Consider the following 22,868-nt stretch of genomic DNA (forward strand, 5'->3'; position numbering starts at 1 on the left):
CGGCGCACAGAAAAGCGCCGCTCGGGGGAGCGGCGCGTTCGTGGGGCCGGTCTGTGGCTCAGGACCCCTCACCCCGGGTCCGCTGCCAGCTCGTGATGGCCATGACCAGCAGCGCGGCCAGGGCCACGCCGAGCAGCGTGGCGACGAAGGTGTGTCCGTCGCCGAGGATCGCGTGGATGATGGAGCCGCCGCCGACGGCCCCGACCACGCCCACGATGGCGGTCATCCAGGTGGCCATCGGGGTGCCGTCCTTGACGACGGCGCGGCCCAGGGCGCCGATGCCCAGCCCCAGGGCCGCCAGCCACAGCAGTGTGAAAAAGGACATACGCCCCTTTTACCCCACCGGGATCACCCGAATCGGATCAGATGGTCCCGAACCCGACGCGGCGGCCGGTCGGCTCGCCGAGCTCGACATAGGCGATCTTGCTCCCCGGGACGAGGATCTTGCGGTCCTTCTCGTCGGTGAGGGTCAGCACGCTGTCGTCCTTGAGGGCGGCGGCCACGGCGGCCTCCACCTCTTCGGACGTCAGGTTGGTCTCCAGGCTCAGCTCGCGGGCTGTGTGCTGGATGCCGATCTTGATTTCCACGAAGGCTTCCTTAGGTGCTCGGGTGCAACAAAGCGCGTGCCGGACGGCCGGCGAGGGTTCGCCGACGGTCCAAGCGTGCCAGCTATCTAGACAGAATCCTTGCGCGGGAAGTTCCCGATACCGCGCCACGCCAGCTGCGACACGATCCGCGCCGCGGCGTCGCGGGGGATCTGGCCGCCGCCGCTGGAGAGCCAATACCGGGCCGTGACGTGCGCGATCCCGGTCAGGCCGACGGCCAGCAGCATCGATTCCTCGTCCGACAGGCCGGTGTCGGTGGCGATGACGTCGCGGATCGCCTCGGCGCACTCCTGGGTGACCCGGTGGGTGCGCTCGCGGACCGCCGCCTCGTTGTTCAGGTCGGACTCGAAGACCAGGCGGAAGGCGCCGCTCTCGTGCTCGACGTAGTCGAAGTAGGCGCCGATGGTGGCCGCGACCCGCAGCTTGTTGTCGCTGGTGGAGGCCAGAGCGCTGCGCACCTGGGCGACCAGGGCGTCGCAGTGCTTGTCCAGCAGCGCCAGGTAGAGCTCCAGCTTGCCCGGGAAGTGCTGGTAGAGCACCGGCTTGCTGACGCCTGCGCGCTCGGCGATGTCGTCCATCGCGGCGGCGTGGTAGCCCTGCGCGACGAACACCTCTTCGGCCGCGCCGAGCAGCTGGTTGCGGCGGGCGCTCCGAGGCAGCCTGGCGGACCGTTGCCGGGAGGTGGCGTTGTCCGCGTAGGCGGCGTCGGTAGTGGTCATGGTCAGCAGTCTACGCGCGAGTAGGTTGTTTCCACCCGGACGGTTCGGAACCGGATCGGAACAGCTGTTGATCTTGATATCGGTCCGGCCCCGGAGCGATCGTGAAGGGATCTCGGCAAATGGACGAGGCGACCGGGAATCGGGCGGAGCATGCGACGGTTGTCGTTGAATGCCGCGGATTACCCCAGGCGCCTCGAAGACTTCTCTGGGAGCTGTTGTGAGCAACCTACCCCCGCTGGTCGAGCCGGCCGCGGACCTGAGCGTGGAAGAGGTGCGCCGCTACTCGCGCCACCTGATCATCCCCGACGTGGGCATGGACGGCCAGAAGCGCCTGAAGAACGCCAAGGTGCTGTGCGTCGGCGCCGGGGGCCTGGGCTCCCCGACGCTGCTGTACCTGGCCGCGGCCGGCGTGGGCACGCTGGGCATCGTCGAGTTCGACGTGGTCGACGAGTCCAACCTGCAGCGCCAGGTCATCCACGGCCAGAGCGACATCGGCCGCTCCAAGGCCGAGTCGGCGCGCGACTCCATCAAGGAGATCAACCCGCTGGTGCAGGTCAACCTGCACGAGGAGCGGCTGGACTCCACCAACGTGATGGAGCTGTTCGCCCAGTACGACCTGATCGTCGACGGCACGGACAACTTCGCGACCCGCTACCTGGTCAACGACGCCTGCGTGCTGCTGAACAAGCCCTACGTCTGGGGCTCGATCTACCGCTTCGACGGCCAGGCCTCGGTCTTCTGGTCCGAGTACGGGCCCTGCTACCGCTGCCTGTACCCCGAGCCCCCGCCGCCGGGCATGGTCCCCAGCTGCGCCGAGGGCGGCGTCCTGGGCGTGCTGTGCGCCTCCATCGGCTCCATCCAGGTCAACGAGGCCATCAAGCTCCTGGCCGGCATCGGCGAGCCGCTGGTCGGGCGCCTGATGATCTACGACGCCCTGGAGATGACCTACCGCCAGGTGAAGGTCCGCAAGGACCCCGACTGCGCGGTCTGCGGCGAGCACCCGACCGTCACCGAGCTGATCGACTACGAGGCCTTCTGCGGCGCCATCTCCGAGGAGGCGGCCGACGCGGCGAAGGACTCGACCATCACCGTGACCCAGCTGAAGGAGTGGCTGGACGGCGACGAGAAGATCCAGCTGATCGACGTCCGCGAGCCGAACGAGTACGAGATCGTGAGCATCCCGGGCTCCACGCTGATCCCGAAGGGCGAGTTCCTGATGGGCGGCGCCCTGGAGAAGCTCGACCCGACCAAGCGCATCGTGCTGCACTGCAAGAGCGGCGTGCGCTCCGCCGAGGCACTGGCCGTCGTCCACGCCGCGGGGTACAAGGACGCGGTGCACGTCGGCGGCGGCGTCCTGGCCTGGGTGAACCAGATCGAGCCGGAGAAGCCGAGCTACTGATTTTCGCTGTTTCGCTATTTTGAGTGAAGTCGACCGCTGCCCCACGCTTGGGGCGGCGGTCGACGTGTTTGTGGGTCAATACGCTGATCGGCGTGGTGGTGGCCGATGTGGAAATGGATGACGTTCGCAGCGAGTTGCGCGGGCTGCGGAGCGGGAAGGACAAGACCCTTCATTGGCGCCGCGAACGGCCGGAACGGCTCCCGGCTCTAGCCGCGGCGGTGGGGTCTCTGCCGGTTCGTGCTGTCGCCACGGTGATGATGCACGATGCAGGGATCGACAGTGAACGGGCTCGCCGATTCTGCCTTTCACAGCTTCTCCGGGAGCTCCACGGCCTCCAGGCGGAACGTGCTGTGTTCGAGTCGCGGCAGGCGGAGGACCGCAAGGACATGCAGGTCATCGCCGCATGGCGGCGCGCGAAGCGTCCCGAAGCGATGGTGCGGGTTGATTTCCTGCCCGCGATCGCGGAGCCGGGCTTGTGGCTCGCCGACGTCATCGCGGGGGCGTTCATGTGGTGGCTGCGCGGGACCTGCGATCACTGGCTGGTGCTCGCCGACAAGTGCCGAGTCGTCGAGGTGAACGAGCCGTGAACATGCGCGAAGCCGGGGCACCGACCTCCGTCTGGTCACTCCCGGCTTCACTTCCGGCCCTCCGTGGGCACGGCTGGTTCAACACCGCAAAGTATGCCCGGATTGGCCTGAATCCCTCAACCCGAATCCCACGATCGGGCGACCTACAACTCCCCGCGCCGCGTCATGTAGTTGTACGCGATCCACCCGGGTAGCACCGGCAGCCAGAACGTCATCAGCCGGAACAGCAGCACCGCCGTGGTCGCCAGTCCGGTGTCCAGGCGGCCGAAGGTCGTCAGCGTGCCGATGAGGGCGCCCTCGACGCCGCCGACGCCGCCGGGGGTCGGGACGATCGAGCCTGCGGCCTGGGCGGTCAGGAAGACGATGGCCACTACCGCGAAGTTGATTTTCGCGGCGCGGTCGTCGGTGGCGGCGGCTTGGATGGAGGCCCAGAGGGCGAAGATGTACAGCAGGGACAGGATCACGGTGCCGCCGAGGCCGGTGGCGAGCTTGATGGGGTTCTGGGCCACGTCCATCAGGCGCGGGAGGATGCCGGCGACCAGGGGGCGGAGGCGGTTCACCGCGAAGCGGCGGAGTTGGGGGATGGTCGCGATCAGGAGGACCAGGAGGGCCAGGGCCAGGATGATGGCGATCAGGGTGGCGCTGGAGGCGTGGGAGCCGCCGCCGCTGTTGTCGCCGGAGCTGCCGGCGATGACGCCGAAGATCAGGATCAGGAGCAGGTGCTGGACCAGGCCCATGATCTGCTGGGCGCCGACCGCCGTCACCGCCGCGCGGGTCGGCAGGCCGGTGCGCTGTAGGTAGCGGGTGTTGATCGCCACGCCGCCGACCGCCGCCGGCGCCACCAGGGTCACGAACGAGGCCGCCACCTGGGACATGATCGTGCGGCCCCAGCGCAGGTTCTCCGGGACGAAGCCGTCCAGGGCCATCGCCGCCGCGACGTAGGTGCCCGCCGAGGCCAGGGCCACCGCGCCGGTCCACCACCAGTTCACCGCGGTGAGGCCGGACCAGGAGTAGTTCGAGGCCAGCAGCAGGTACGCCGCGAAGCTCAGGCCGACCGCGGAGAACAGGGCGCGGGGGCCGAACCGTTCCAGCTTCACCGGCTCGGGCTCCACCGAGGGGTGCAGTGCCTGGACCGCCTCCTGGACGCTGGTCAGCAGGCCCTTCGACTTCTTCAGCGCCGCACGGGTGTTGCGGGTCAGGATCACCGGCTGGAGCATCGGCAGCGCTGCGGCGACGTCGTCCTCGCCGAGGCGCGTCACGCCGGCCGCGACGCTGCGCTCGTGGCCGAAGTACAGGCTGGTGACGGTCAGCATCTCGGCGGTGTCCAGGCGGCGGGACAGCGTGCCCGCCGCGACCTCGCCGAGGCGCAGGTCGGTCAGCCAGGGCCGGCCGTCCTCGTCGATCAGGAACGCGTGCGCGGACAGCCGCCGGTGCGCCAGCTGGTGTTCGTGGAGCTCGGCCAGCGTGGACCAGAGCTGGCTGAGCAGGTCGTCGGTGAGCTCGTCGGGCTCCAGCTGCTCCAGGGTGCGCCCGGGGACCAGCTGGTAGGCCAGCATGCCGGTGTCCGGTCCCAGGTCGCGCACGGCCAGCAGCCGGGGGGTGCGGATGTCGGCGGCGGTGACCGCGTACGACATCAGCGCCTCTTGCTCCAGCATCCGGCGCAGGCTCAGCAGATTGCGGCGCTGTGCGGGCCCGCGCAGCCGGACCCGGCGGTAGAGCCGGTAGACCAGGCCCGCGGCCTGCTGGTCGCGGTCCAGCACGATCGCGTCGACGTCGCCGTGTGCTTCGGTGGCGACCACGTAGCGCCGCACGTCCTCGGTGTCCGGCACCCGGCGGACCGACAGCGGGTCCATCCTGGCGTCGGACAGCGCTTGATGGACCGCCTCGCCGGTGGGCCGGTCGTTGATCACCCCGCGGACCCAGCGCCAGCCGAAGGCCACCAGCCGGCCCAGCAGGACGGTCTCGGCCAGGCTGATGATCGTCGCGTCGCCCTGGATCAGCGTCACCACGCCGTAGGCGATCAGCGCGATCCAGGTCGCGGTCTGGAAGTTGTGTCTGTTGGAGAACCCGATGATCGTCAGATACGCCACGACGGTCGTCAGGTAGATGTGGAACGCCGCCGTGTCACCGGCGGCGTTGGTGGGCAGCGTGAGCGCGTCCCGGATGGTCTTCGGCGTGTGCGGCGAGGCGACGATGGCGTTCAGCCCCACCGCGGCCAGGTACGCCATGGCGGCGGCCAGCACCGAGTCCACCACGCGCCGCGTGTCGCGCCGGTAGAGCCGGTCGATGGCCAGCACGATGGGGACCACCGCCAGCAGCGCCGACGTCACCGCCAGGACCAGGCCCAGCGGGAGCTTCTGGTCGGCGGACAGCTTGGAGATGTCCGACTCCGCGCCCCGGGTGGTGCCGCCGGCGACCATCCCTATGACGAAGAACAGGAGCATGAAGACGAAGCTGGCCGCCGAGCGGAGCAGGTCTGCCGGGCGTCGTATGCGGCGCGGTTCCGGCGGCTCGTCGATGACCGGCGCGGGTGGCGCAACGGCGGCCCGTACCGCCCGCGCGCCGCTTGTGCCTGGGCTATCGTCGGTTCCGGGCACCAGGGACATGTCGGGTTCTTCAGACCCGGCGGAGGGCAGGCCGACGGCAGCCATGGCGGCCTCCACCGGACCTGGTCGGGCCGGCGAGGCGGTGCCGGGCTCCCCTGCCACTGTCCACCTGTCTTCTGCTCTTGTTGTCGTGTTGCGCTGTGCCGGACACAAGGACGATAGTCCCTGGCGCCCCGCGAGTGCGGCGACTGGTGTTGATCGTCCCACGAGGGGGTTCCCTGCGGCGCGGCGGATTACCTCGACAGGAGTGATGGACGTGACCAAACCACCCGAACTGCCTCCGTACGTGGAGCGGGTGTTCGACGTGGTGGACCGGATTCCGCCGGGCCGGGTGATGGCCTACGGCGAGGTGGCCGGATGGCTCGGCGAAGGCGGCCCGCGCCAGGTGGGGACCGCGATGGCCAAGTACGGAGGCGGGTCCCCGTGGTGGCGCGTGGTGCGCAGCGACGGCGGCTTCCTGCCCGGCCACGAGCGCGAAGCGCTGGCCAACTACCGCGAGGAGGGCACGCCGCTGAAGCCGGACGGCGCCCGCGTCGACATGGCCCGGGCCCGCTGGTGGCCCGGGGACGACGGCCCCGCGGGCGGCGGAGCCATGGACGAAGTGCCGAGCGACTTCGTCGGGGAATAGGGGACTTCCCTTATGGGGAGAGAAGCCGGAGAGCCTGAATCGGAGAGCTTTAAGGGGAGAGCGCGGGCGGCCTCACACCTCGTCCCCGGGCGCGACCAGACCGGTCTCGTAGGCGACCACCACCGCCTGCGCCCGGTCCCGCAGTGACAGTTTGGTGAAGATGTGCGCGACGTGGGTCTTCACCGTGGCCTCGGACAGGACCAGGCGTCCGGCGAGCTCCGTGTTGGACAGGCCACGGCCCATCAGCCCCAGGATCTCCCGCTCGCGCGGGGTCAGCGCGGCCAGGTCGCGGTGCACTGCCGGGGCGCGGTTGCCAGCCGCGCCGGCCGCGGGGTCGGGGGCCGCGAACTTCTCCACCAGCCGCCGCGTGATCGACGGAGCCAGCAGCGCGTCGCCGGTGTCCACCAACCGCACGCTGGCCACCAGGTGCTCGGGCGTGACGTCCTTGAGCAGGAAGCCGGACGCGCCGGCGGCCAGCGCCTCGTAGACGTACTTGTCCAGGTCGAACGTGGTGAGCATGAGGATCCGGATCGCCGGGTCGGCGGCCAGGATCCGGCGCGCCGCCTCCAGGCCGTCCAGGTTCGGCATGCGGATGTCCATCAGGACCACGTCGGGCTTGAGTTCGGCGGCGGCCGCGACGGCTTCGAGGCCGTCGGAGGCCTCGCCGGCGACGTCGATGCCGTTGGCGGTCAGGATCAGGCGGAAACCGGTGCGGACCAGGGCCTGGTCGTCGGCTATCAGGACACGGGGATTCATATATTGTCCACAGTGGCGCGTAGCGTCTCCATAACGGGCGGCGGTGGGTGACGGGTGGGCGCGTCCAAAGGTATCTTCGCGCGGACTCGGAAGCCGCCGCCGAGGCGTCGGCGGGCGTCCAGATCGCCGCCGTAGACCGCGACCCGTTCTTTCAGGCCCATCAGGCCGCGGCCGGTGCCGATCTTCTCGCCGGGCGGGGTGGTGGCGGCGTCGGCGCCGATATCGGCCAGCGAACCGCTTCCCGCGGTCAGCACCTCGATCCGCAGATAGCGGTCGTCGTACCGCACGGTCAGTTCGGCGCTCTTGCCGCCGTATTTGAGCGCGTTGGTCAGCGCCTCCTGAACGACCCGGTACCCGGTCGCGTCGATGCCGCCGGGCAGCGGCCGCGGCTCGCCGGAGATCCGGACGTCCACCGGAAGCCCGGCGAACGCGATCTTGTCCACGAGCGCTGAGAGCCGGGCCATCGTCGGCTGCGGGGTCAGGTCCGGGTCGCCGACGTCGCTGCCGTCCTGGGCCGGCGCCAGCACGCCGAGCAGGTGCCGCAGCTCGGTCATGGTCTCGCGGCCCGCGCTCTCCACCGCCAGCAGCGCGTCCTCGGCCACACCGGACGCCTCGGGACGTTCGGCGACCGGGCCCGGGGCGGCGGTCAGCACCTGCCGCGCCGCGCCGGCCTGGATCAGCATCATGCTCACGTTGTGGCTGACGATGTCGTGCAGCTCCCGCGCGATCCGCGCCCGCTCCTCGTCCACCGCCTGCTGCGCGGCGCTCTCGCGCTCCCGTTCCAGCAGCCAGCCGCGCTCCTCGATGGCCCGCGTGTGTTTCCCGCGTTCCCGGCGCAGCAGCACCGCGAGCCGTCCCGCGGTGGCGCAAGCCGCGAGCAGCGCCCCCACCAGCACCCACGTCATGTCTACATCCCCAGGATGAGAGGTCCCGACGATTACCACCACGGACCGATCCGCCGTGGTGCCGCCCAACCATACGTTGATCACATGACCGCTACCGCCGCCGAGTCCGCAGGGACCGCCTCGTCCCCCGAGTCCGGGTCCACCGGACCGATCGTCCGCCTCGACAACGTCCGCAAGGACTTCGGGGACACCGCCGCCCTCGACGGCGTCACCCTGCACATCCGCCAGGGCGAGGCCGTCGCCGTGATGGGCCCGTCCGGCTGCGGCAAGTCCACGCTGCTGAACCTGGTGGCCGGCCTGGACCGGCCCAGCTCCGGGCAGGTCGTCGTGCACGGCGAGGACCTCGGCGCGCTGAACGAGACCGGCCTGGCGCTGTTCCGCCGCCGCCGGATCGGGATGATCTTCCAGTTCTTCAACCTCATCGACGACCTGCCGGCGCTGGACAACGTGGCGCTGGCCGCGCAGCTCACCGGCGTCCCGGCCGGCCAGGCCCGGCGCCGGGCCCTGGAGCTGCTCGGCGAGCTGGGCATCGCCGACCGTAAGAACACCTACCCGCAGCAGCTGTCCGGCGGCGAGCGCCAGCGCGTCGCCGTGGCCCGGGCCCTGATGAACCGGCCGGCGCTGCTGCTGGCCGACGAGCCGACCGGCGCGCTGGACAGCCGCTCCGGCGAGCAGGTCATGGACCTGCTGATCGACCTGAACCAGCTCGGGCAGACCCTGCTGATGGTGACCCACGACCCGCGCCTGGCCGCCCGCTGCGCCAGCCGCCTGGTCGAGGTCGCCGACGGCCGGATCGTCGCCGAGCGCGCCGTCGAGAGGACCGCGTGAGCGCCATGAGGATCGCTGGAATCACCGGAATCACCAAGGGACCGGTCTGGCGCGCCTCGCGGGCCGCCGTGAAGCGCCGCAAGGTGCAGACCTTCGTCATCGGGCTCGTGGTCGCCCTGTCCGCGATGAGCGCGGTGCTCGGGCTGGGACTGCTGCAGGCCTCGAACGGCCCGTTCGAGCAGGTCTTCGGGCAGCAGAACGGGGCGCACGCCGTCGTCGCCTTCAACGGCGCCAGGACCACAGAGCAGCAGCTCGCCGCCACCGCCCACGCCTCCGGCGTCACCGGGGCATCCGGGCCGTTCCAGTCCGCCCAGGTCTCGTTCGCGATGGGCCTGGGCGGGGGCACCCGGCAGGCGACCGTGGTCGGTCGGCCGCAGCCGGGGTCCGGCGACGTGGACCGGGTGCACCTGTGGCAGGGCCGCTGGGCGACCGCGCCGGGGGAGATCGTGCTGAACCAGCCGGTCGGCCTGCCGTACTACGACAGCTCGCCAGCCTCGGGCGGTCCGGCCGCGGCGAGCACCGTCACCGGTCCCGGTCTGCCGACCCTCACCATCGTCGGCTACGCGTACTCGATCTCGGCCACCGCCGACGGCTGGGTCGCCCCGAGCCAGATCTCGGCGCTGCACCCGGACCACCTGCAGATGCTCTACCGCTTCTCCTCCTCCGCCACCGACGCGCAGGTCAAGGCGGACGTGGCCACCGCGACCGCGGGCCTGCCGGCCGGCGCCGTCACCGGCTTCCAGTCCTGGCGCACCACCCGCGCCGAGATGGTGGCCAAGCTGGAGTCCCTGCTGCCGATGATGATCGCCTTCGGCGTCCTGGCCGTCTCGGTGGCGGTGCTGATCGTGCTGAACGTGGTCAGCGGCGCCGTGGTCTCCGGCTACCGGGACATCGGGGTCTTCAAGACCATCGGCTTCACCCCGCGCCAGGTGGTCCGGGTGTACGTGGCCACCATGGCGGTGCCGGCCGTCATCGGGACCGTGGTCGGCGTCCCGCTCGGCAACGTGGTCGCCGCGCCTTTGTTGGAGAAGGCTTTCATGTCCCTGGGCGGGGCTCCGATGGTCAGCCTGCTGACCAACGCGGTGTGTCTGCTCGGGGTGCCGCTGGTGGTCGGCCTGGCCGCCTACGTCCCGGCGCGGCGCGCGGCGGGCATGTCGGCGATCGCCGCGATCTCCGCGGGCTCGGCGCCCAAGCGCGGCCGGGGTCTGAAGGTGCAGCGCAAGCTGGCCGGCTCGCGGCTGCCCCGCTCGGTGAGCATGGGCTTGGGGCTGCCCTTCGCCCGGCCCGCCCGCAGTGCCCTGACCTTCGCGGCGGTGCTGATCGGTGTGACCACCGTGGTGTTCGCCAACGGCCTGGCCCGCACCATGACCGACTTCAGCGCGGCCTCGGACCGTACCGGCGCGGTGGCCTTCGACATCGGCCACGACCCGGCGCGGCCGGCGACCAAGGACGCTGCGGCGATGGAGCAGGCGATCCGCGCCACTCCCGGCGTCGACGGTGTGGCGCTCACCAGTGGCGACATGGTCGGGGTCACCGGGATGACCTCCGCGATCAGCGTGCAGTACTACGGCGGCGACTCGGCCAAGATGGGCTGGACCCTGGTCAAGGGGCACTGGCTGAACGGCCCGGACCAGGTCGTGGCGCCGGCGCGGTTCCTGAACCTGCACCACCTCGCGATCGGCCAGAGCCTGACCGTCCAGGCGGACGGCCGCAGCGTGCGGGCGGTCATCGTCGGCGAGGGCATCACCGGCGGCGACAGCTCCCTGGACGCGGACTGGAGCGTCCTGCAGCAGCTGTCGCCGGGCCGCCAGGCCGACGGCTTCGAGGTCCACGCCGCGGCCGGCGCCGACAAGAAGGCACTGGCGGCGAAGCTGCAGGCGCTGGACTCCTCCTGGAACGTCAGCATCCGCGACTACGGCAACCCGAACGCCGAGATGCAGGTGTTCTCGGCGGTCATCACCCTGGTGCTCAGCCTGGTCGCGGCGCTCGGCGTGTTCAACACCGTCCTGCTCAACACCCGCGAGCGCCGTCGCGACCTGGGGATGCTGAAGTCCGTGGGCATGACCCCGCGCCAGGTGGTGGTGATGATCGTGACCTCGATGGGGATGCTCGGCCTGCTCGGCGGGATCGTCGGGCTGCCGCTGGGCTACGGCCTGCACGCGCTGGTCGTCCCGCTGATGGAGCACGCGCAGGGCCTGGACATGACCTCGAACATGGTCCACGTCTACTCGGCGCCGCTGCTGGCCTGGATGTTCCTGGCCGGGGTCGGGATCGCGGTGCTCGGGGCGCTGGTCCCGGCGCGGTCCGCGGCGCGGTCGTCGATCGCTGAGGTGTTGCGCAGCGAGTAGGACGGTGCGCTGTCAGTGGCGAGGGCCTGTGTTGGTGGCAAGGGCCTGTGGGGCGATCCCACAGGCCCTTCCGCCGTTCTGGCATGATCGGCGCGCGCGGGCGTGATCCATTGCCGAATCGGGCGTGACGGTCGGTGGTCTGTGTTGTCATAGAGGACCGTGGTGTATCGCTCGGGTATACCCGCCGGCAAAGGATTCGAAACCGTGTTCGACATGCAGGCCCCGCCTCAGGTCAGCGGACCGCCGCTGGACCCGGCGCAGCGCCGTGTCGTCGAACACCCCGGCGGTCCGCTGCTGGTGCTGGCAGGGCCCGGGACCGGCAAGACGCACACGCTCGTGGAAGCGGTCATCTCCAAGACTGATCCCGACCGCGCGGCGCTGCGTCCGGACCAGGTGCTGATCCTCACCTTCAGCCGCAAGGCCGCCTCCGAACTGCGCGACCGCATCGGCCGCCGGCTGTCGATGTCCGGCGTCGCGCCGCTGGCGACCACGTTCCACTCCTTCTGTTACGCCCTGGTCCGGCGCTTCCAGGACCCCGAGCTGTTCACAGAGCCGATCCGGCTGCTCTCCGGCCCCGAACAAGACGTGTTCGTGCGCGACCTGGTCTCCGGCAGCATCGATGTAGGAATAGGCGGGGGAGCGCTCGGCGAGCGCATCCATTGGCCGCAGGACCTGCGGGCGGCGCTCGCGACCCGCGGGTTCGCCGAGGAACTGCGGACCGTCCTGTCCCGCGCGCGGGAGCTGGGCCTGGACCCGACCGAGCTGGCGCAGGCCGCGCGGCGGGCCGACCGCGGCGACTGGTACGCCGCCTCGGCGTTCTTCGAGGAGTACCTCGACGTGCTCGACGTTCAGGGCGTCCTGGACTACGGCGAGCTCGTGCACCGCGCGGTGCTACTGGCCGGGCAGGACGACGTGCGCCGCGAGCTGCGCCACGACTTCCGCGCGGTGTTCGTGGACGAATACCAGGACACCGACCCGGCGCAGGTCCGCCTGCTCCAGGCGCTGGCCGGGGACGGCGCGGACCTGGTCGTGTTCGGCGACCCCGACCAGTCGATCTACCAGTTCCGCGGCGCCGATGTGCGCGGCATCCTCGACTTCCCCGAGGCCTTCCGGAACATGGACGGCACCCCGGCCGACACCGCGGTGCTGCGCACCTCCCGCCGCTGCGGCCCGGCGCTGCTGAAGGCCTCGCGCAACCTGACCCGGCGCATGCCGATCCCGCTGCTGCCGACCGACAAGGTGCGCGAGCACCGCGACCTGGCGGCGGAGGGGCCGGTCGTCGACGGCGCGCCGATCGAGGGCTCGCTGCAGGTCTTCACCTTCCCGACCCCGACCACCGAGCTCGACAACATCGTCGACATGGTCCGGCGCGCGCACCTGGAGGACGGCGTCCCGTGGGACGAGATCGCGGTGCTGGTCCGCTCCGCGACCCGCTCGATCCCGGCGCTGCGGCGGGCGCTGATCACGGCCGGCGTGCCGGTCGACACCTCCGGCGACGAGCTGCCGCTGGCCGCCGAGCCCGCGGTCGCGGTGCTGCTGCAGGCGCTGCGGGTGGCGGACAACGAGAACATGCTGACGCCGGAGGTCGCGCGCTCGCTGCTGTCCGGACCGCTTTGCGGGATGGACGCCTTCGAACTCCGTAAGCTCGCTCGCGCGCTGCGCGCCGAGGAGCGTGTCGCGAACCAGAACGCGGTCGCCGCCGAACCGCGCGAGGTCACGGACCCCACGGTCAACGGGGTCCGCCCGAGCGAAGTGCTCTTGCGCGAAGCCCTGGCCGAGCCGGGACGTCTGGTCGCCATGGAGGAGGACGTCTCCGAGCCGGCCCGGCGCCTCGGCATGCTCCTGCTGCGCACCCGCCAGATTCTGCGAGGGGGCGGCTCGGTCGAGCAGGCCCTGTGGGAACTGTGGAGCGGCGGCTCGGACGACCGCGGTCGCAACCGTGCCCACAACTGGCCGCAGCACCTGGAGCGGACCTCCCAGCGGGGCGGCAACATCGGCCGCTCGGCGGACCGCGACCTGGACGCGGTCTGTGTGCTCTTCGACTACGCCGCCCGCGCCGAGGACCGCGCGACCGGCCGCGGCGTCCGCAACTTCATCGCCGACCTGGAGGCCCAGGAGCTGGCCGGCGACTCGATGGCGGCGCAGTCCTCGCGCGGCGGCGCGGTGCGCCTGATGAGCGCGCACAAGTCCAAGGGCCTGCAGTGGCGCTTCGTGATCGTCGCCGGCGTGCAGGACGGTCTGTGGCCGGACCTGCGGCTGCGCGGTTCGCTGCTCCAGGCCGACCTCATCGGCCGCAACGGTTTACGGTCGATGGAGGAGATCCCGACGGCGGCGACGCTTCTCGCGGAGGAGCGCCGTCTGTTCTATGTCGCGGCCACCCGGGCCCGCGAGCGGCTGGTGGTCAGCGCCGTCGACAGCTCCCTGATCGGCGACGACGCCGCGGCCGAGGCGCCCTCGCGCTTCGTCCATGAACTCGGCGTCGACGTGCAGCCGCTGCCGGGCCTGCGCAAGCGGGCGCTGGCCATCCCGGCCCTGGTCGCCGACCTGCGCCGGGTCCTGACCGACCCGAAGAGCTCCGACCAGCTGCGGCAGGCCGCCGCCGAACGGCTGGCCCGGCTGGCCGACGCGCAGTCCGGGGACGGCCGGCCGCTGGTGCCCTCAGCCCACCCGGACAAGTGGTGGGGCCTGGTCGAGGAGACCGCCTCCGAGCAGCCGGTGCGCGACCCGGCCAAGCCGCTGCTGCTGTCGGCCAGCCAGGTCGCGGCCATAGACGACTGCTCGCTGCGCTGGTTCCTGGACCACGAGGCCGCCGCGCACGAGCAGAAGACCGTCGCGCTCGGCTTCGGCAACGTGGTGCACGTGCTGGCCGACGAGGTGGCCAAGGGCGACACCCCGGCGCAGCTGGACGTGCTGATGGAGCGGCTGGACCGGGTCTGGGACCGGCTGTCCTTCGAGGCCCAGTGGCAGTCGCCGCAGCAGAAGGAGGAGGCGCGCGCGGCCCTGGAGCGGTTCCTGGCCTGGCACGTCACCGACCGCGGCCGGCTGCTGCACTCCTCGGAGCAGGACTTCGACGTGCGGCTCAACGTCGGCTCCGAGGAGGGCGAAGGAGAGGGCTTCGACCTGCGCATCCGCGGGTCCTTCGACCGGGTGGAGACCGACGAGGCCGGGCTGGTCTACGTGGTCGACTTCAAGACCGGCAAGAACGTGCCGACCAAGAACGAGGCCCAGGAGCACCCGCAGCTCGCGGTCTACCAGCTGGTGGTGCGCGAGGGCGCGATACAGGGCGTCTCGAACGAGTCCGGCGGCGCCGAGCTGGTGTTCCTGCGCGAGGGCGACGCGGCCGGGCTGCCCAAGACCGCCGAGCAGGACCCCTCGCTGGAGCAGCCCGGCCAGACGCCGATCGAGAAGAAGCTCGCGAACATGGCCGCGCGGGTCCTGGACGAGAACTTCGCCGCGTACGGCGAGAAACAGTGCGGCACCTGCGTCTTCCGCAAGTGCTGCCCGAAACAGCCCGAGGGAAAGCAACTCCTTTGATCCGGGACACCGAAGATCTGAAAGCACTGCTCGGGGTTCCTTACACGGAAGAACAGCTGGAAGCCATCACGGCGCCGCTGGAGCCGGCCGTCATCGTGGCCGGCGCGGGGTCGGGGAAGACCACGGTGATGGCCGCCCGCGTGGTGTGGCTGGTCGGTACCGGGCAGGTGGGACCGCACCAGGTGCTCGGGCTGACCTTCACCAACAAGGCGGCCGCGGAGTTGTCCGAGCGCATCCGCAAAGCCCTGCGCAAGCTTGAGGAAGAGGAGCTCGACGACCCTGATTCGGACATCGAGGAGTCCGTCGGCGAGCCCACCGTCTCGACCTACCACGCCTATGCCGACCGCCTGATCAAGGAGCACGGGCTGCGTCTGGGCCTGGAGCCCTCGGCACGGCTGCTCGCCGACGCCACGCGCTACCAGCTGGCCGTCACCGCGGTGCGCGGCCCCAAGGAGCTGCGGTACTTCAAGGGCAAGGTCGCCGACCTCGCCGACAAGGTGCTGGCCCTGGACGGCGAGCTGTCCGAGCACCTGGTCACGCCCGAGGCGCTGCGCGAGCACGAGGAGGCCTTCATCGGGCAGGCGGAGTCCTTCCGCGATCCCAGGAACGGCAAGGCCAAGCGCGGCTACACCGACTTCCTCAAGGCCGCCGAGATCGCCCGGCAGCGGATCGAGCTCTCCGAGCTGGTCGAGCGCTACCGCGACCTGAAGGTGCGGCGCGACCTGATCGACTTCGGCGATCAGATGGTGCTCGGCGCGCGGCTGGCCGAGGAGCGGCCCGAGGTCGGGGCGATCGAGCGCGAGAAGTTCCGGGTCGTGCTGCTCGACGAGTACCAGGACACGTCGGTCGCGCAGCGCCGTATGCTGGTCGGCCTGTTCGGTGGCGGCCACCCGGTGACCGCGGTCGGCGACCCCTGCCAGTCCATCTACGGCTGGCGCGGCGCCTCGGTGGCGAACCTCGACGACTTCCCGGAGCACTTCGCGAACGCCGACGGCGCCCGTTCGCGCGGCTACGCGCTGAGCGAGAACCGGCGCAGCGGCGGCCACCTGCTGGAGTTCGCGAACGTGGTGTCGGACCCGCTGCGCCAGCGGCACACCGGGGTCCGGCAGCTGCGGCCCTCGGCGGAGAAGGCCGACCAGGGCTGGACCCGCGTCGGGCTGACCGAGACCGCCGAGGACGAGGTGAGGTGGGTCGCGCGGATGGTCGCCGACGCGCACTACCGGGGCGGGATCGCGTTGCGCGAGATCGCGGTGCTGGTGCGCAAGGGCAACCAGATCCCGCCGCTGTACGAGGAGATGCACGCGCAGGGGCTGCCGGTCGAGGTCGTCGGGCTCTCAGGGCTCGTGCACCTGCCGGAGGTGGCCGACCTGATCGCGATGCTGGACGTGCTCGACGAGCCGATCGCCAACGCCTCGCTGGTCCGGCTGCTGACCGGCCCGCGCTGGCGGATCGGCGCCCGGGACCTGGCGCTGCTGGGCATGCGGGCCCGGGAGCTCGTGCGGGACCCGGCCGAATACGCCGACCGGGCCGGCCGGGACCGGCTGGCCGAGGCGGTCGCGGGCTCGGACCCGACCGAGGTGGTCTCGCTGTCCGACGCGATGGCCGACCCGGGACCGGATCTGCCGTTCTCCGAGCAGGCCCGGGTCCGCTTCGCGCGCTTCGCCTCCGAGGTGCGGATCCTGCGCCGCCGGCTGTCCGAGCCGGTCCTGGACGTGCTGCACCGGGTGATCTCGGTGACCGGGCTGGACGTGGAGGTCGCGGCCTCGCCCAAGCTGGTGGCGCAGCGCTCGGCCGAGACGCTGGCGGCGTTCCTGGGCCGGGCCGCGGACTTCCAGGACCTGGAGGGCGATCAGTCAGTAACCGCTTTCCGTGCCTATCTGAAGGCCGCCGAGCGGCACGAGCGGGGCATCGACGCCTCGCTGCCCTCGCAGGGCGACTCGGTGAAGCTGCTGACCATGCACAAGTCCAAGGGTCTGGAGTGGGACGCGGTGTTCGTGCCGCACCTGGCCGGCGCCGCGCAGAAGCCGCGCGAGTCGTGGATCGGGTCCGGCGCGGTGCTGCCCTATCCGCTGCGCGGCGACGCCGAACACCTGCCGGCCCTGGACGACGCCGGCAACACCGCCGCGTTCAAGTCCTTCAAGGAGCAGGCCAAGGAGTACGAGTCCTGGGAGGACCTGCGGCTGGAGTACGTGACGGTCACCCGGCCGCGCTACTACCTGACCGCCTCGGGGCACTGGTGGGGCCCGACCCAGAAGCGCCGGCGCGGGCCGGACACCTGGCTCACCGGCTTGTTCGAGCACTGCCAGGACGGCCACGGCGAGATCGTCGCCTGGGCCGCGGAGCCGGACCCGGACGCCGTGAACCCGAGTCTGGGCGCCGCGGAGGCGCACTGGCCGGTGCTGCCGGACGCCGAGGCCGCGGAGCGGCGGCGCGCCGGGGCCGAGATGGTGGTCGCGGCGCTGTACCGGCGGCAGGCCGCGGCGTTCGGCGAGCCGATCGGCACCGAGCCGGATTCTGAGGAACCTCAAGTCGTTGAACAGCCCGGCAGCGGTGCCGGCGAGGCGGCAGCCGTGCAAGGCGCCACCCTGGAAGCTGTCCCGTTCTTCGACGAGGACGGCGAGCCGATCACCGACCTCCTGCCCGCTCAGCGTGCTTCCGAGGAGTCGGCCGAGCCAGCCGAGTCGTCGGCCGTCGACGCCGAGACCGCCGCCACCGCCGAGGACCGCGCCGCCATAGCCTCCTGGGACCGCGACCTGGAAGCGCTGCTGGAGGAGCTCAAGCGCGGCGACTCCATCCAGCGCTACGCCCCGCTCCCTTCCTCGATGTCGGCCTCCCAGCTGCTGCGATACCGCAGCGACCCCTCGCGCTTCCGCCGCGAGCTGGCCCGACCGATGCCGCAGCCGCCGGCCCCCTCGGCCCGCCTGGGCACCAAGTTCCACGCCTGGATCGAGTCGCTGTTCGGGCAGCAGGCGCTGTTCGAGTACGAGGACCTGCCGGGCGCCGCCGACGAGGAGATCACCGACGAGGTGGATCTCAAGGAGCTGCAGGAGGCGTTCCTGCGCACCCCCTGGGCCGACTCGGTGCCGGCCGCCGTCGAACAGCCGTTCCAGGTGGTGCTGGCCGGCCGGGTGGTGCGCGGACGTATCGATGCCGTATATAAGACTACTGACGGATGGGAAGTCGTCGACTGGAAGACCTCCCGGTCGCAGGACGCGGACGAGACCCAGCTGGCGATCTACCGGCTGGCCTGGGCCGAGATGCAGGGCGTGCCGCTGTCCGCGGTCTCCGCGGCGTTCGTCTACGTGCGCGGCGGCCAGACCTTCCGGCCGACCGGACTGCCGGACCGCGAGGAGCTCGAGGAACTGTTCGGGGACGGCTGAGAAGCCGTTTTCCGCGCGGCCGGGCTGGTGCGCGAATGAACGCCGGGTGATCAGTGCTCGAACGGGGCGGCCCCGCGTTGTAAGCGCTTTCCCGATAGTCGTACCCTGCCTCCATGCCATCGCAGTCCAGGGGAAGACATCAGAGGCGGAACATAGCCGTGACGGCCGCGGCGCTCGTCATCGCCGCGACCGTGCCCGCCTGCTCCAGCAGCACGTCGTCGGGGGCGTCCGGGGGATCCGTCGGGTCCGGGGGCTCGAAGTCCTTCACGTACTGGTCCATGTGGAAGGAGAACGAGCCGCAGGCCGCGGTGATCAAGGAGGCGCTGGCCGCGTACAAGGCCGCCACCGGGGTCACGGTCACCGTCGAGTGGCACGGCCGCGGGGTGCTGGACGACGTCGCCGCCGCGCTCAAGGCCGGCAAGCCGGTGCCGGACCTGTCCGACGGCAGCATCAACACCATTCTCGGCGCCGCAGCGGAGGGCGTGGCCGTCACCGACCTGACCAGCCTGTACCAGCAGCCGGTTCCCGGCGAGAACCAGAACCTGACCGACGTAGTGCCGGACAAGTACACGCCGCTGCTCACCGACGCGAGCGGTGCGGAGGTGATGGTGCCCTACGAGGTCGCCTCCGAAGCCGTCTTCTTCGACAAGTCCCGCTATCCGCAGCTGTCCACGAACCCGCCGCTGAACTGGGACCAGTTCGTGGACCTGCTGGGGCAGATCAAGGCCAAGGGGCAGGCGCCGCTGGCCCTGGACGCCAGCGGGGGCAACGCCGCCTACTGGGTGGAGTGGATGTTCGAGCGCGAGCTCGGCCCCGGCCAGTTCAAGCGCACCGCCGAGCAGCACGACGCCGCCGCGGCCACCGACGACAGCCGCTGGGACGACGCCCGGCTGCTGGACGGCGCGCAGAAGCTGGAGGCGCTGGTGAAGGGCGGCTACTTCGCCCCCGGCTGGAACACCGAGGACACCGGGACCACCAGCACCCACGCCAAGGACCAGCAGAACGCCTGGGCCGCCGGCAAGGCGGCGCTGATCCTGGGCGGCACGTGGGTGCCCAGCGAGACCAAGCGCACGACGAACGTGGACAGCTTCGTGTTCCCGTCGATGCCGGACCAGGGCGGCCTGCCCTCGAACGACTCCGCGGGCGTGAACTTCTTCGGGTTCGCGGTGCCCAAGGCCGGCAAGAACGCGGACGCCGCGGAGAAGTTCGTCCTCTACTTCATGGCCAAGGCCCAGCTGTCGAAGATCTCCACGGAGGCCGGCAACATGACGCCGCGCACCGACATCCCCGCGCCCGCGGTGCTGGCCTCGGTGCAGACCGCGCTGACCAACCGCACGGTCTTCCCGGACCAGGACGCGCTGATGCGCGACGACTCCAAGTGGTACACGACGGTGTTCCAGCCGGAGTCGGTCGCCTTCATGACCGGGAAGCTGACCCCGCAGCAGTTCATCGGCAAGCTCAAGGCGGAGTCGGCGACTTTCTGGGCGCAGGCCGCGCCGGCCAAGTAACCGCCGCCCGAGCCGGGCCGCACCGCCCACATAGCGGTCGAGGGGTTGGGCGCTCGGCCGGACCGGGTTACCCTGATTCGGTGACATATCACACGACACTGGATCGGGCCGCCGAGGCGGCGGCGTCAGCGGCGGGCGTCTACGGCTCCTGGAGCGCCGAACGCCGGCGGGACCTGCTCCACGCGTGCGCGGACGCCCTTGAGGCGGCGCACGCGGAGCTTGTCGAGCTGGCCGGCACGGAGACCGGGCTGACCGCGGCCCGGCTGAACGGCGAGGTCGGCCGCACCACCGGCCAGCTGCGGCTGTACGGCGACCACGTCGCCGCCGGGCGCCACCTGTCCCGGCGCAGCTCGCCGGGCGCCGCGCTCGGCGGGGCGGACGTGTACACGGTCGACGTCCCGCTCGGGCCGGTCGCGGTCTTCGCCGCGTCCAACTTCCCGTTCGCCTTCGGCGTCCCCGGCGGCGACACCGCCTCGGCGCTGGCCGCCGGCTGCCCGGTGGTGGTGAAGGGGCACCCGGCGCAGCCGCGGCTGTCGCGGCGGATCGCGGAGATCCTGAGCGAGGCGGTCGCCGGAGCCGGCGCGCCGGAGGGCACCTTCGGCTTCCTGGACGCCGAGTCGACCGACGGCGACCCCAACAAGCTCTCCATCGAGCTGGTGCAGCACCCTGCGATCAAGGCGGTGGGCTTCACCGGATCCCTGGGCGGCGGCCGGGCCCTGATGGACGCCGCGGCCGCGCGTCCCGAGCCGATCCCGGTCTACGCCGAGATGGGGAGCGTGAACCCGGTGTTCGTGCTGCCCGGGGCGATCGCCGACGAGGCCGGCCGCAAGAAGTGGGCCGAGACCCTGGCCGGGGCGGTGACCGGCTCCGGCGGACAGCTGTGCACCAAGCCGGGCGTGGTGTTCGTGCCGGAGAACGCCGACGGCGAGGCGCTCGGCGCGCTGACCGGCGACCTCATCGCCGACAACGGCCCGATCCCGATGCTCACCGACGGGATGGCCGCGGCCCACCGGCGCTGGCAGGAGCAGATCACCGGCGTGGGTGCGGACGCGGAGCGGGCGGGGAAGCCGTTCGCGGCGCAGATCTCTGCGAAGGACTTCGCCGGCGACTACCGCGAGGAGCACTTCGGCCCGGCGACGGTGATCGTGCGCGCGGACCCGGCGGAGTACGCGGCGCTCGCCGACTCGCTGGAGGGCCAGCTGACGGCGACGATCATCGCCGACGACGACAGCGCCGCGGACCGCGAGGCGGCCCGCACACTGCTGCCCTCGCTGGTGGCCAGGGCGGGCCGTGTGGTCTGGAACAGCGTGCCGACCGGCGTGGCGGTGGTCGAGGCCATGCAGCACGGCGGTCCGTGGCCGGCCACCTCGGCGTCCTGGAGCACGTCGGTGGGGACCGAGGCGATCCGGCGGTTCATCCGTCCTGTGGCGCTGCAGGGCGTGCCGGCCGATCTGGTCGGGTAACGGAAGCGGAAGCGCCGGCGGGCGGTTGCGGGTGTAGGCACCGCGGCCGCCCGCCGGCCCCTACTTCGTGCAGATCGCCGGCATGATCGGGGACACCCGGCAGGAGTAAGGTCTCCGGCATGACTTCTGCTTCGGACAAGGCCGTCCGTCCGTACGTCGCCGAGCATGCCGACGAGTTCTTCGCCGAGCTCAACGAGTGGCTGCGCATCCCGTCCATCTCCTCGGATCCGGCCAGCGCGCCGGAGGTGCGGCGGTCGGCGGAGTGGCTGGCGGCGAAGCTGCGGGAGATCGGGTTCCCCACCGTCGAGATCTGGGAGACCGCCGGCGGCGAGGGGCTGCCGACGGTGTTCGCCGAGTGGCCGTCCGGGGACGAGGGCGCGCCGACCGTGGCCGTCTACGGCCACCACGACGTGCAGCCGGTGACGCCGGTGGAGCTGTGGGACACGCCGCCTTTTGAGCCGACGGTCAAGGGTGACCGGCTGTACGCGCGCGGTGCCGCCGACGACAAGGGCCAGCTGGCGTTCCACCTGCTGGGCCTGCGGGCGCACCTGGCCGTGACCGGGCGGACCGCGCCGGCCGTGAACCTGAAGATCATCGCCGAGGGCGAGGAGGAGTCCGGCTCGCCGAACTTCCGCCCTCTGCTGGAGGACAAGCGGGACCGGGTTAAGGCCGACGTCGTCGTGGTCTCCGACACCGGCATGTGGGACCGGGAGACGCCGTCCACCTGCACCGGTATGCGCGGCATGATCACCGGCCAGATCGACCTGCGCGGCCCGGCCAACGACGTGCACTCCGGCTCCTTCGGCGGCGCGATCCCGAACCCGCTGACCGAGTTGGTGCGGCTCATGGGCCGGGTGCACGACGACGACAAGCGCGTCGTCGTCCCCGGCTTCTACGACGGCATCGTCGAGCTCACCGAGACCGACCGCGAGATGTTCGCCAAGCTGCCCTTCGACGAGCAGGCCTGGCTGGGCAACGCCAAGTCCTCCGCGACCGCCGGCGAGGCCGGCTTCACCACGCTGGAGCGGGTGTGGGCGCGGCCGACGTTCGAGCTGAACGGCTTCTGGGGCGGGCACACCGGCCCCGGCCACAAGACCATCGTCCCGGCCGAGGCGCACGCCAAGATCTCGATGCGCCTGGTGGCCGGCCAGGCCCCGCTGGACGTGGCGAAGAAGTTCGAGGACTGGTTCCGCGCCAACATCCCGGCCGGCCTGACCGGCGCGCTCCACTGGGAGTCCGACGGCGTGAAGCCCTGCATGACCCCGCTGGACCACCCGGCGGTGCAGGCGATCACCCGCTCCATGGGCAAGGCGTTCGGCGAGCCCGACGAGCCGCGCGAGGTGCTGTTCACCCGCGAGGGCGGCTCCGGTCCCGAGGCCGACCTGCAGGAGGTCATCGAGGCGCCGGTGGTGTTCCTCGGTGTGTCGCTGCCCTCGGACGGCTGGCACTCGCCGAACGAGAGCATGACGATCCCGCTGCTGCTCAAGGGTGCCGAGGCGGCCGCGTACCTGTGGTCGGACCTGGCTGAGAAGCGCTGAGAAGCGCTGACAAGCACTCGAGCACACGAGCACTGAAGCCCTCAGGGCAGCCGGAACTATTCGG

At 71.4% G+C, this 22,868-nt stretch carries 17 protein-coding genes; 10 read left to right on the forward strand and 7 right to left on the reverse strand.

Translation table 11 applies throughout. The annotated features are described in order from the left end of the window. Positions 1 to 58 precede the first annotated feature (58 nt). The 3 genes from ABIA35_RS09635 to ABIA35_RS09645 all read right to left on the reverse strand — a co-directional run bounded on the left by ABIA35_RS09635 (position 59) and on the right by ABIA35_RS09645 (position 1,324). Positions 59 to 325: a hypothetical protein gene (locus ABIA35_RS09635; RefSeq protein WP_370338092.1), complete on the reverse strand. Its 267-nt coding sequence runs from the start codon at positions 323 to 325 to the stop codon at positions 59 to 61. Between the two features lie 37 nt (positions 326 to 362). After that, a complete protein-coding gene (locus ABIA35_RS09640) occupies positions 363 to 587 on the reverse strand; it encodes a DUF3107 domain-containing protein (RefSeq protein WP_370338094.1) in 225 nt (74 codons plus the stop codon). 86 nt (positions 588 to 673) lie between these two features. Then, positions 674 to 1,324: a TetR/AcrR family transcriptional regulator gene (locus ABIA35_RS09645; protein WP_370338096.1), complete on the reverse strand. Its 651-nt coding sequence runs from the start codon at positions 1,322 to 1,324 to the stop codon at positions 674 to 676. Between the two features lie 169 nt (positions 1,325 to 1,493). Here ABIA35_RS09645 and moeZ point away from each other — a divergent pair, with 169 nt between their 5' ends. Next, entirely contained in the window at positions 1,494 to 2,723 is a 1,230-nt protein-coding gene (gene moeZ / locus ABIA35_RS09650) for an adenylyltransferase/sulfurtransferase MoeZ (protein ID WP_370338098.1), read from the forward strand. A 92-nt stretch (positions 2,724 to 2,815) separates the two neighbouring features. After that, on the forward strand, positions 2,816 to 3,310 hold the full coding sequence (locus ABIA35_RS09655; RefSeq protein ID WP_370357595.1) for a hypothetical protein: 495 nt from the start codon (positions 2,816 to 2,818) through the stop codon (positions 3,308 to 3,310). 143 nt (positions 3,311 to 3,453) lie between these two features. Here the strand turns inward: ABIA35_RS09655 and ABIA35_RS09660 are convergent, their stop codons facing one another. Then, on the reverse strand, positions 3,454 to 5,961 hold the full coding sequence (locus ABIA35_RS09660) for a lysylphosphatidylglycerol synthase domain-containing protein (protein WP_370357596.1): 2,508 nt from the start codon (positions 5,959 to 5,961) through the stop codon (positions 3,454 to 3,456). A 205-nt stretch (positions 5,962 to 6,166) separates the two neighbouring features. Between ABIA35_RS09660 and ABIA35_RS09665 the strand changes: the two genes are divergently transcribed. Further along, positions 6,167 to 6,544 (forward strand): MGMT family protein, encoded by a 378-nt coding sequence (locus ABIA35_RS09665; RefSeq protein WP_370338104.1) that lies wholly within the window; start codon positions 6,167 to 6,169, stop codon positions 6,542 to 6,544. Positions 6,545 to 6,616: 72 nt separating this feature from the next. Here ABIA35_RS09665 and ABIA35_RS09670 read toward each other — a convergent pair whose 3' ends face one another. Together ABIA35_RS09670 and ABIA35_RS09675 are read right to left on the reverse strand one after the other, a co-directional pair. Then, on the reverse strand, positions 6,617 to 7,300 hold the full coding sequence (locus tag ABIA35_RS09670; RefSeq protein WP_370338106.1) for a response regulator: 684 nt from the start codon (positions 7,298 to 7,300) through the stop codon (positions 6,617 to 6,619). Next, entirely contained in the window at positions 7,297 to 8,205 is a 909-nt protein-coding gene (locus tag ABIA35_RS09675) for a sensor histidine kinase (protein WP_370357597.1), read from the reverse strand. The genes ABIA35_RS09670 and ABIA35_RS09675 overlap by 4 nt, the downstream gene beginning before the upstream one ends. Positions 8,206 to 8,289: 84 nt before the next feature. Here ABIA35_RS09675 and ABIA35_RS09680 point away from each other — a divergent pair, with 84 nt between their 5' ends. The 4 genes from ABIA35_RS09680 (at position 8,290) to ABIA35_RS09695 (ending at position 18,295) form a co-directional block, all read left to right on the forward strand. Continuing rightward, entirely contained in the window at positions 8,290 to 9,033 is a 744-nt protein-coding gene (locus ABIA35_RS09680; RefSeq protein ID WP_370338109.1) for an ABC transporter ATP-binding protein, read from the forward strand. A 5-nt stretch (positions 9,034 to 9,038) separates the two neighbouring features. After that, complete coding sequence (locus ABIA35_RS09685; RefSeq protein ID WP_370357598.1) at positions 9,039 to 11,381, forward strand: FtsX-like permease family protein; 2,343 nt, start codon at positions 9,039 to 9,041, stop codon at positions 11,379 to 11,381. 213 nt (positions 11,382 to 11,594) lie between these two features. Beyond that, the gene (locus tag ABIA35_RS09690; RefSeq protein WP_370357632.1) at positions 11,595 to 14,915 is read left to right on the forward strand and encodes an ATP-dependent helicase; all 3,321 of its coding nucleotides are present in this window, start codon (positions 11,595 to 11,597) and stop codon (positions 14,913 to 14,915) included. Beyond that, positions 14,912 to 18,295, forward strand: a complete 3,384-nt coding sequence (locus ABIA35_RS09695; RefSeq protein ID WP_370357599.1) for a UvrD-helicase domain-containing protein — start codon at positions 14,912 to 14,914, stop codon at positions 18,293 to 18,295. The genes ABIA35_RS09690 and ABIA35_RS09695 overlap by 4 nt, the downstream gene beginning before the upstream one ends. Before the next feature lie 139 nt (positions 18,296 to 18,434). Here the strand turns inward: ABIA35_RS09695 and ABIA35_RS09700 are convergent, their stop codons facing one another. Continuing rightward, entirely contained in the window at positions 18,435 to 18,575 is a 141-nt protein-coding gene (locus ABIA35_RS09700) for a hypothetical protein (protein WP_370338115.1), read from the reverse strand. On the opposite strand from ABIA35_RS09700, the gene ABIA35_RS09705 reads away from it, so the two are divergent. The 3 genes from ABIA35_RS09705 to ABIA35_RS09715 all read left to right on the forward strand — a co-directional run bounded on the left by ABIA35_RS09705 (position 18,574) and on the right by ABIA35_RS09715 (position 22,804). Further along, entirely contained in the window at positions 18,574 to 19,803 is a 1,230-nt protein-coding gene (locus ABIA35_RS09705; RefSeq protein ID WP_370357600.1) for an ABC transporter substrate-binding protein, read from the forward strand. The two genes, ABIA35_RS09700 and ABIA35_RS09705, sit on opposite strands and share 2 nt — an antisense overlap. Before the next feature lie 80 nt (positions 19,804 to 19,883). After that, on the forward strand, positions 19,884 to 21,266 hold the full coding sequence (locus ABIA35_RS09710) for an aldehyde dehydrogenase family protein (RefSeq protein ID WP_370357601.1): 1,383 nt from the start codon (positions 19,884 to 19,886) through the stop codon (positions 21,264 to 21,266). A 119-nt stretch (positions 21,267 to 21,385) separates the two neighbouring features. Beyond that, positions 21,386 to 22,804 carry a dipeptidase gene (locus tag ABIA35_RS09715; RefSeq protein ID WP_370357602.1) on the forward strand — a complete coding sequence of 473 codons (1,419 nt, stop codon included), beginning with the start codon at positions 21,386 to 21,388 and terminating at the stop codon, positions 22,802 to 22,804. The last annotated feature ends 64 nt before the right edge of the window (positions 22,805 to 22,868 follow it).

The sequence above is a fragment of the Catenulispora sp. MAP12-49 genome, assembly GCF_041262705.1.
Taxonomy (GTDB): domain Bacteria; phylum Actinomycetota; class Actinomycetes; order Streptomycetales; family Catenulisporaceae; genus Catenulispora.

Bases quoted from the DNA above. Each gene is read 5' to 3' on its own strand.
- ABIA35_RS09635 (WP_370338092.1), bottom strand. From the start codon at position 325: ATGTCCTTTTTCACACTGCTGTGGCTGGCGGCCCTGGGGCTGGGCATC.
- ABIA35_RS09645 (WP_370338096.1), bottom strand. From the start codon at position 1,324: ATGACCACTACCGACGCCGCCTACGCGGACAACGCCACCTCCCGGCAA.
- moeZ (WP_370338098.1), top strand. From the start codon at position 1,494: ATGCCGCGGATTACCCCAGGCGCCTCGAAGACTTCTCTGGGAGCTGTT.
- ABIA35_RS09660 (WP_370357596.1), bottom strand. From the start codon at position 5,961: ATGGCTGCCGTCGGCCTGCCCTCCGCCGGGTCTGAAGAACCCGACATG.
- ABIA35_RS09665 (WP_370338104.1), top strand. From the start codon at position 6,167: ATGGACGTGACCAAACCACCCGAACTGCCTCCGTACGTGGAGCGGGTG.
- ABIA35_RS09670 (WP_370338106.1), bottom strand. From the start codon at position 7,300: ATGAATCCCCGTGTCCTGATAGCCGACGACCAGGCCCTGGTCCGCACC.
- ABIA35_RS09675 (WP_370357597.1), bottom strand. From the start codon at position 8,205: ATGACGTGGGTGCTGGTGGGGGCGCTGCTCGCGGCTTGCGCCACCGCG.
- ABIA35_RS09680 (WP_370338109.1), top strand. From the start codon at position 8,290: ATGACCGCTACCGCCGCCGAGTCCGCAGGGACCGCCTCGTCCCCCGAG.
- ABIA35_RS09685 (WP_370357598.1), top strand. From the start codon at position 9,039: ATGAGGATCGCTGGAATCACCGGAATCACCAAGGGACCGGTCTGGCGC.
- ABIA35_RS09690 (WP_370357632.1), top strand. From the start codon at position 11,595: ATGCAGGCCCCGCCTCAGGTCAGCGGACCGCCGCTGGACCCGGCGCAG.
- ABIA35_RS09705 (WP_370357600.1), top strand. From the start codon at position 18,574: ATGTGGAAGGAGAACGAGCCGCAGGCCGCGGTGATCAAGGAGGCGCTG.
- ABIA35_RS09700 (WP_370338115.1), bottom strand. From the start codon at position 18,575: ATGGACCAGTACGTGAAGGACTTCGAGCCCCCGGACCCGACGGATCCC.
- ABIA35_RS09715 (WP_370357602.1), top strand. From the start codon at position 21,386: ATGACTTCTGCTTCGGACAAGGCCGTCCGTCCGTACGTCGCCGAGCAT.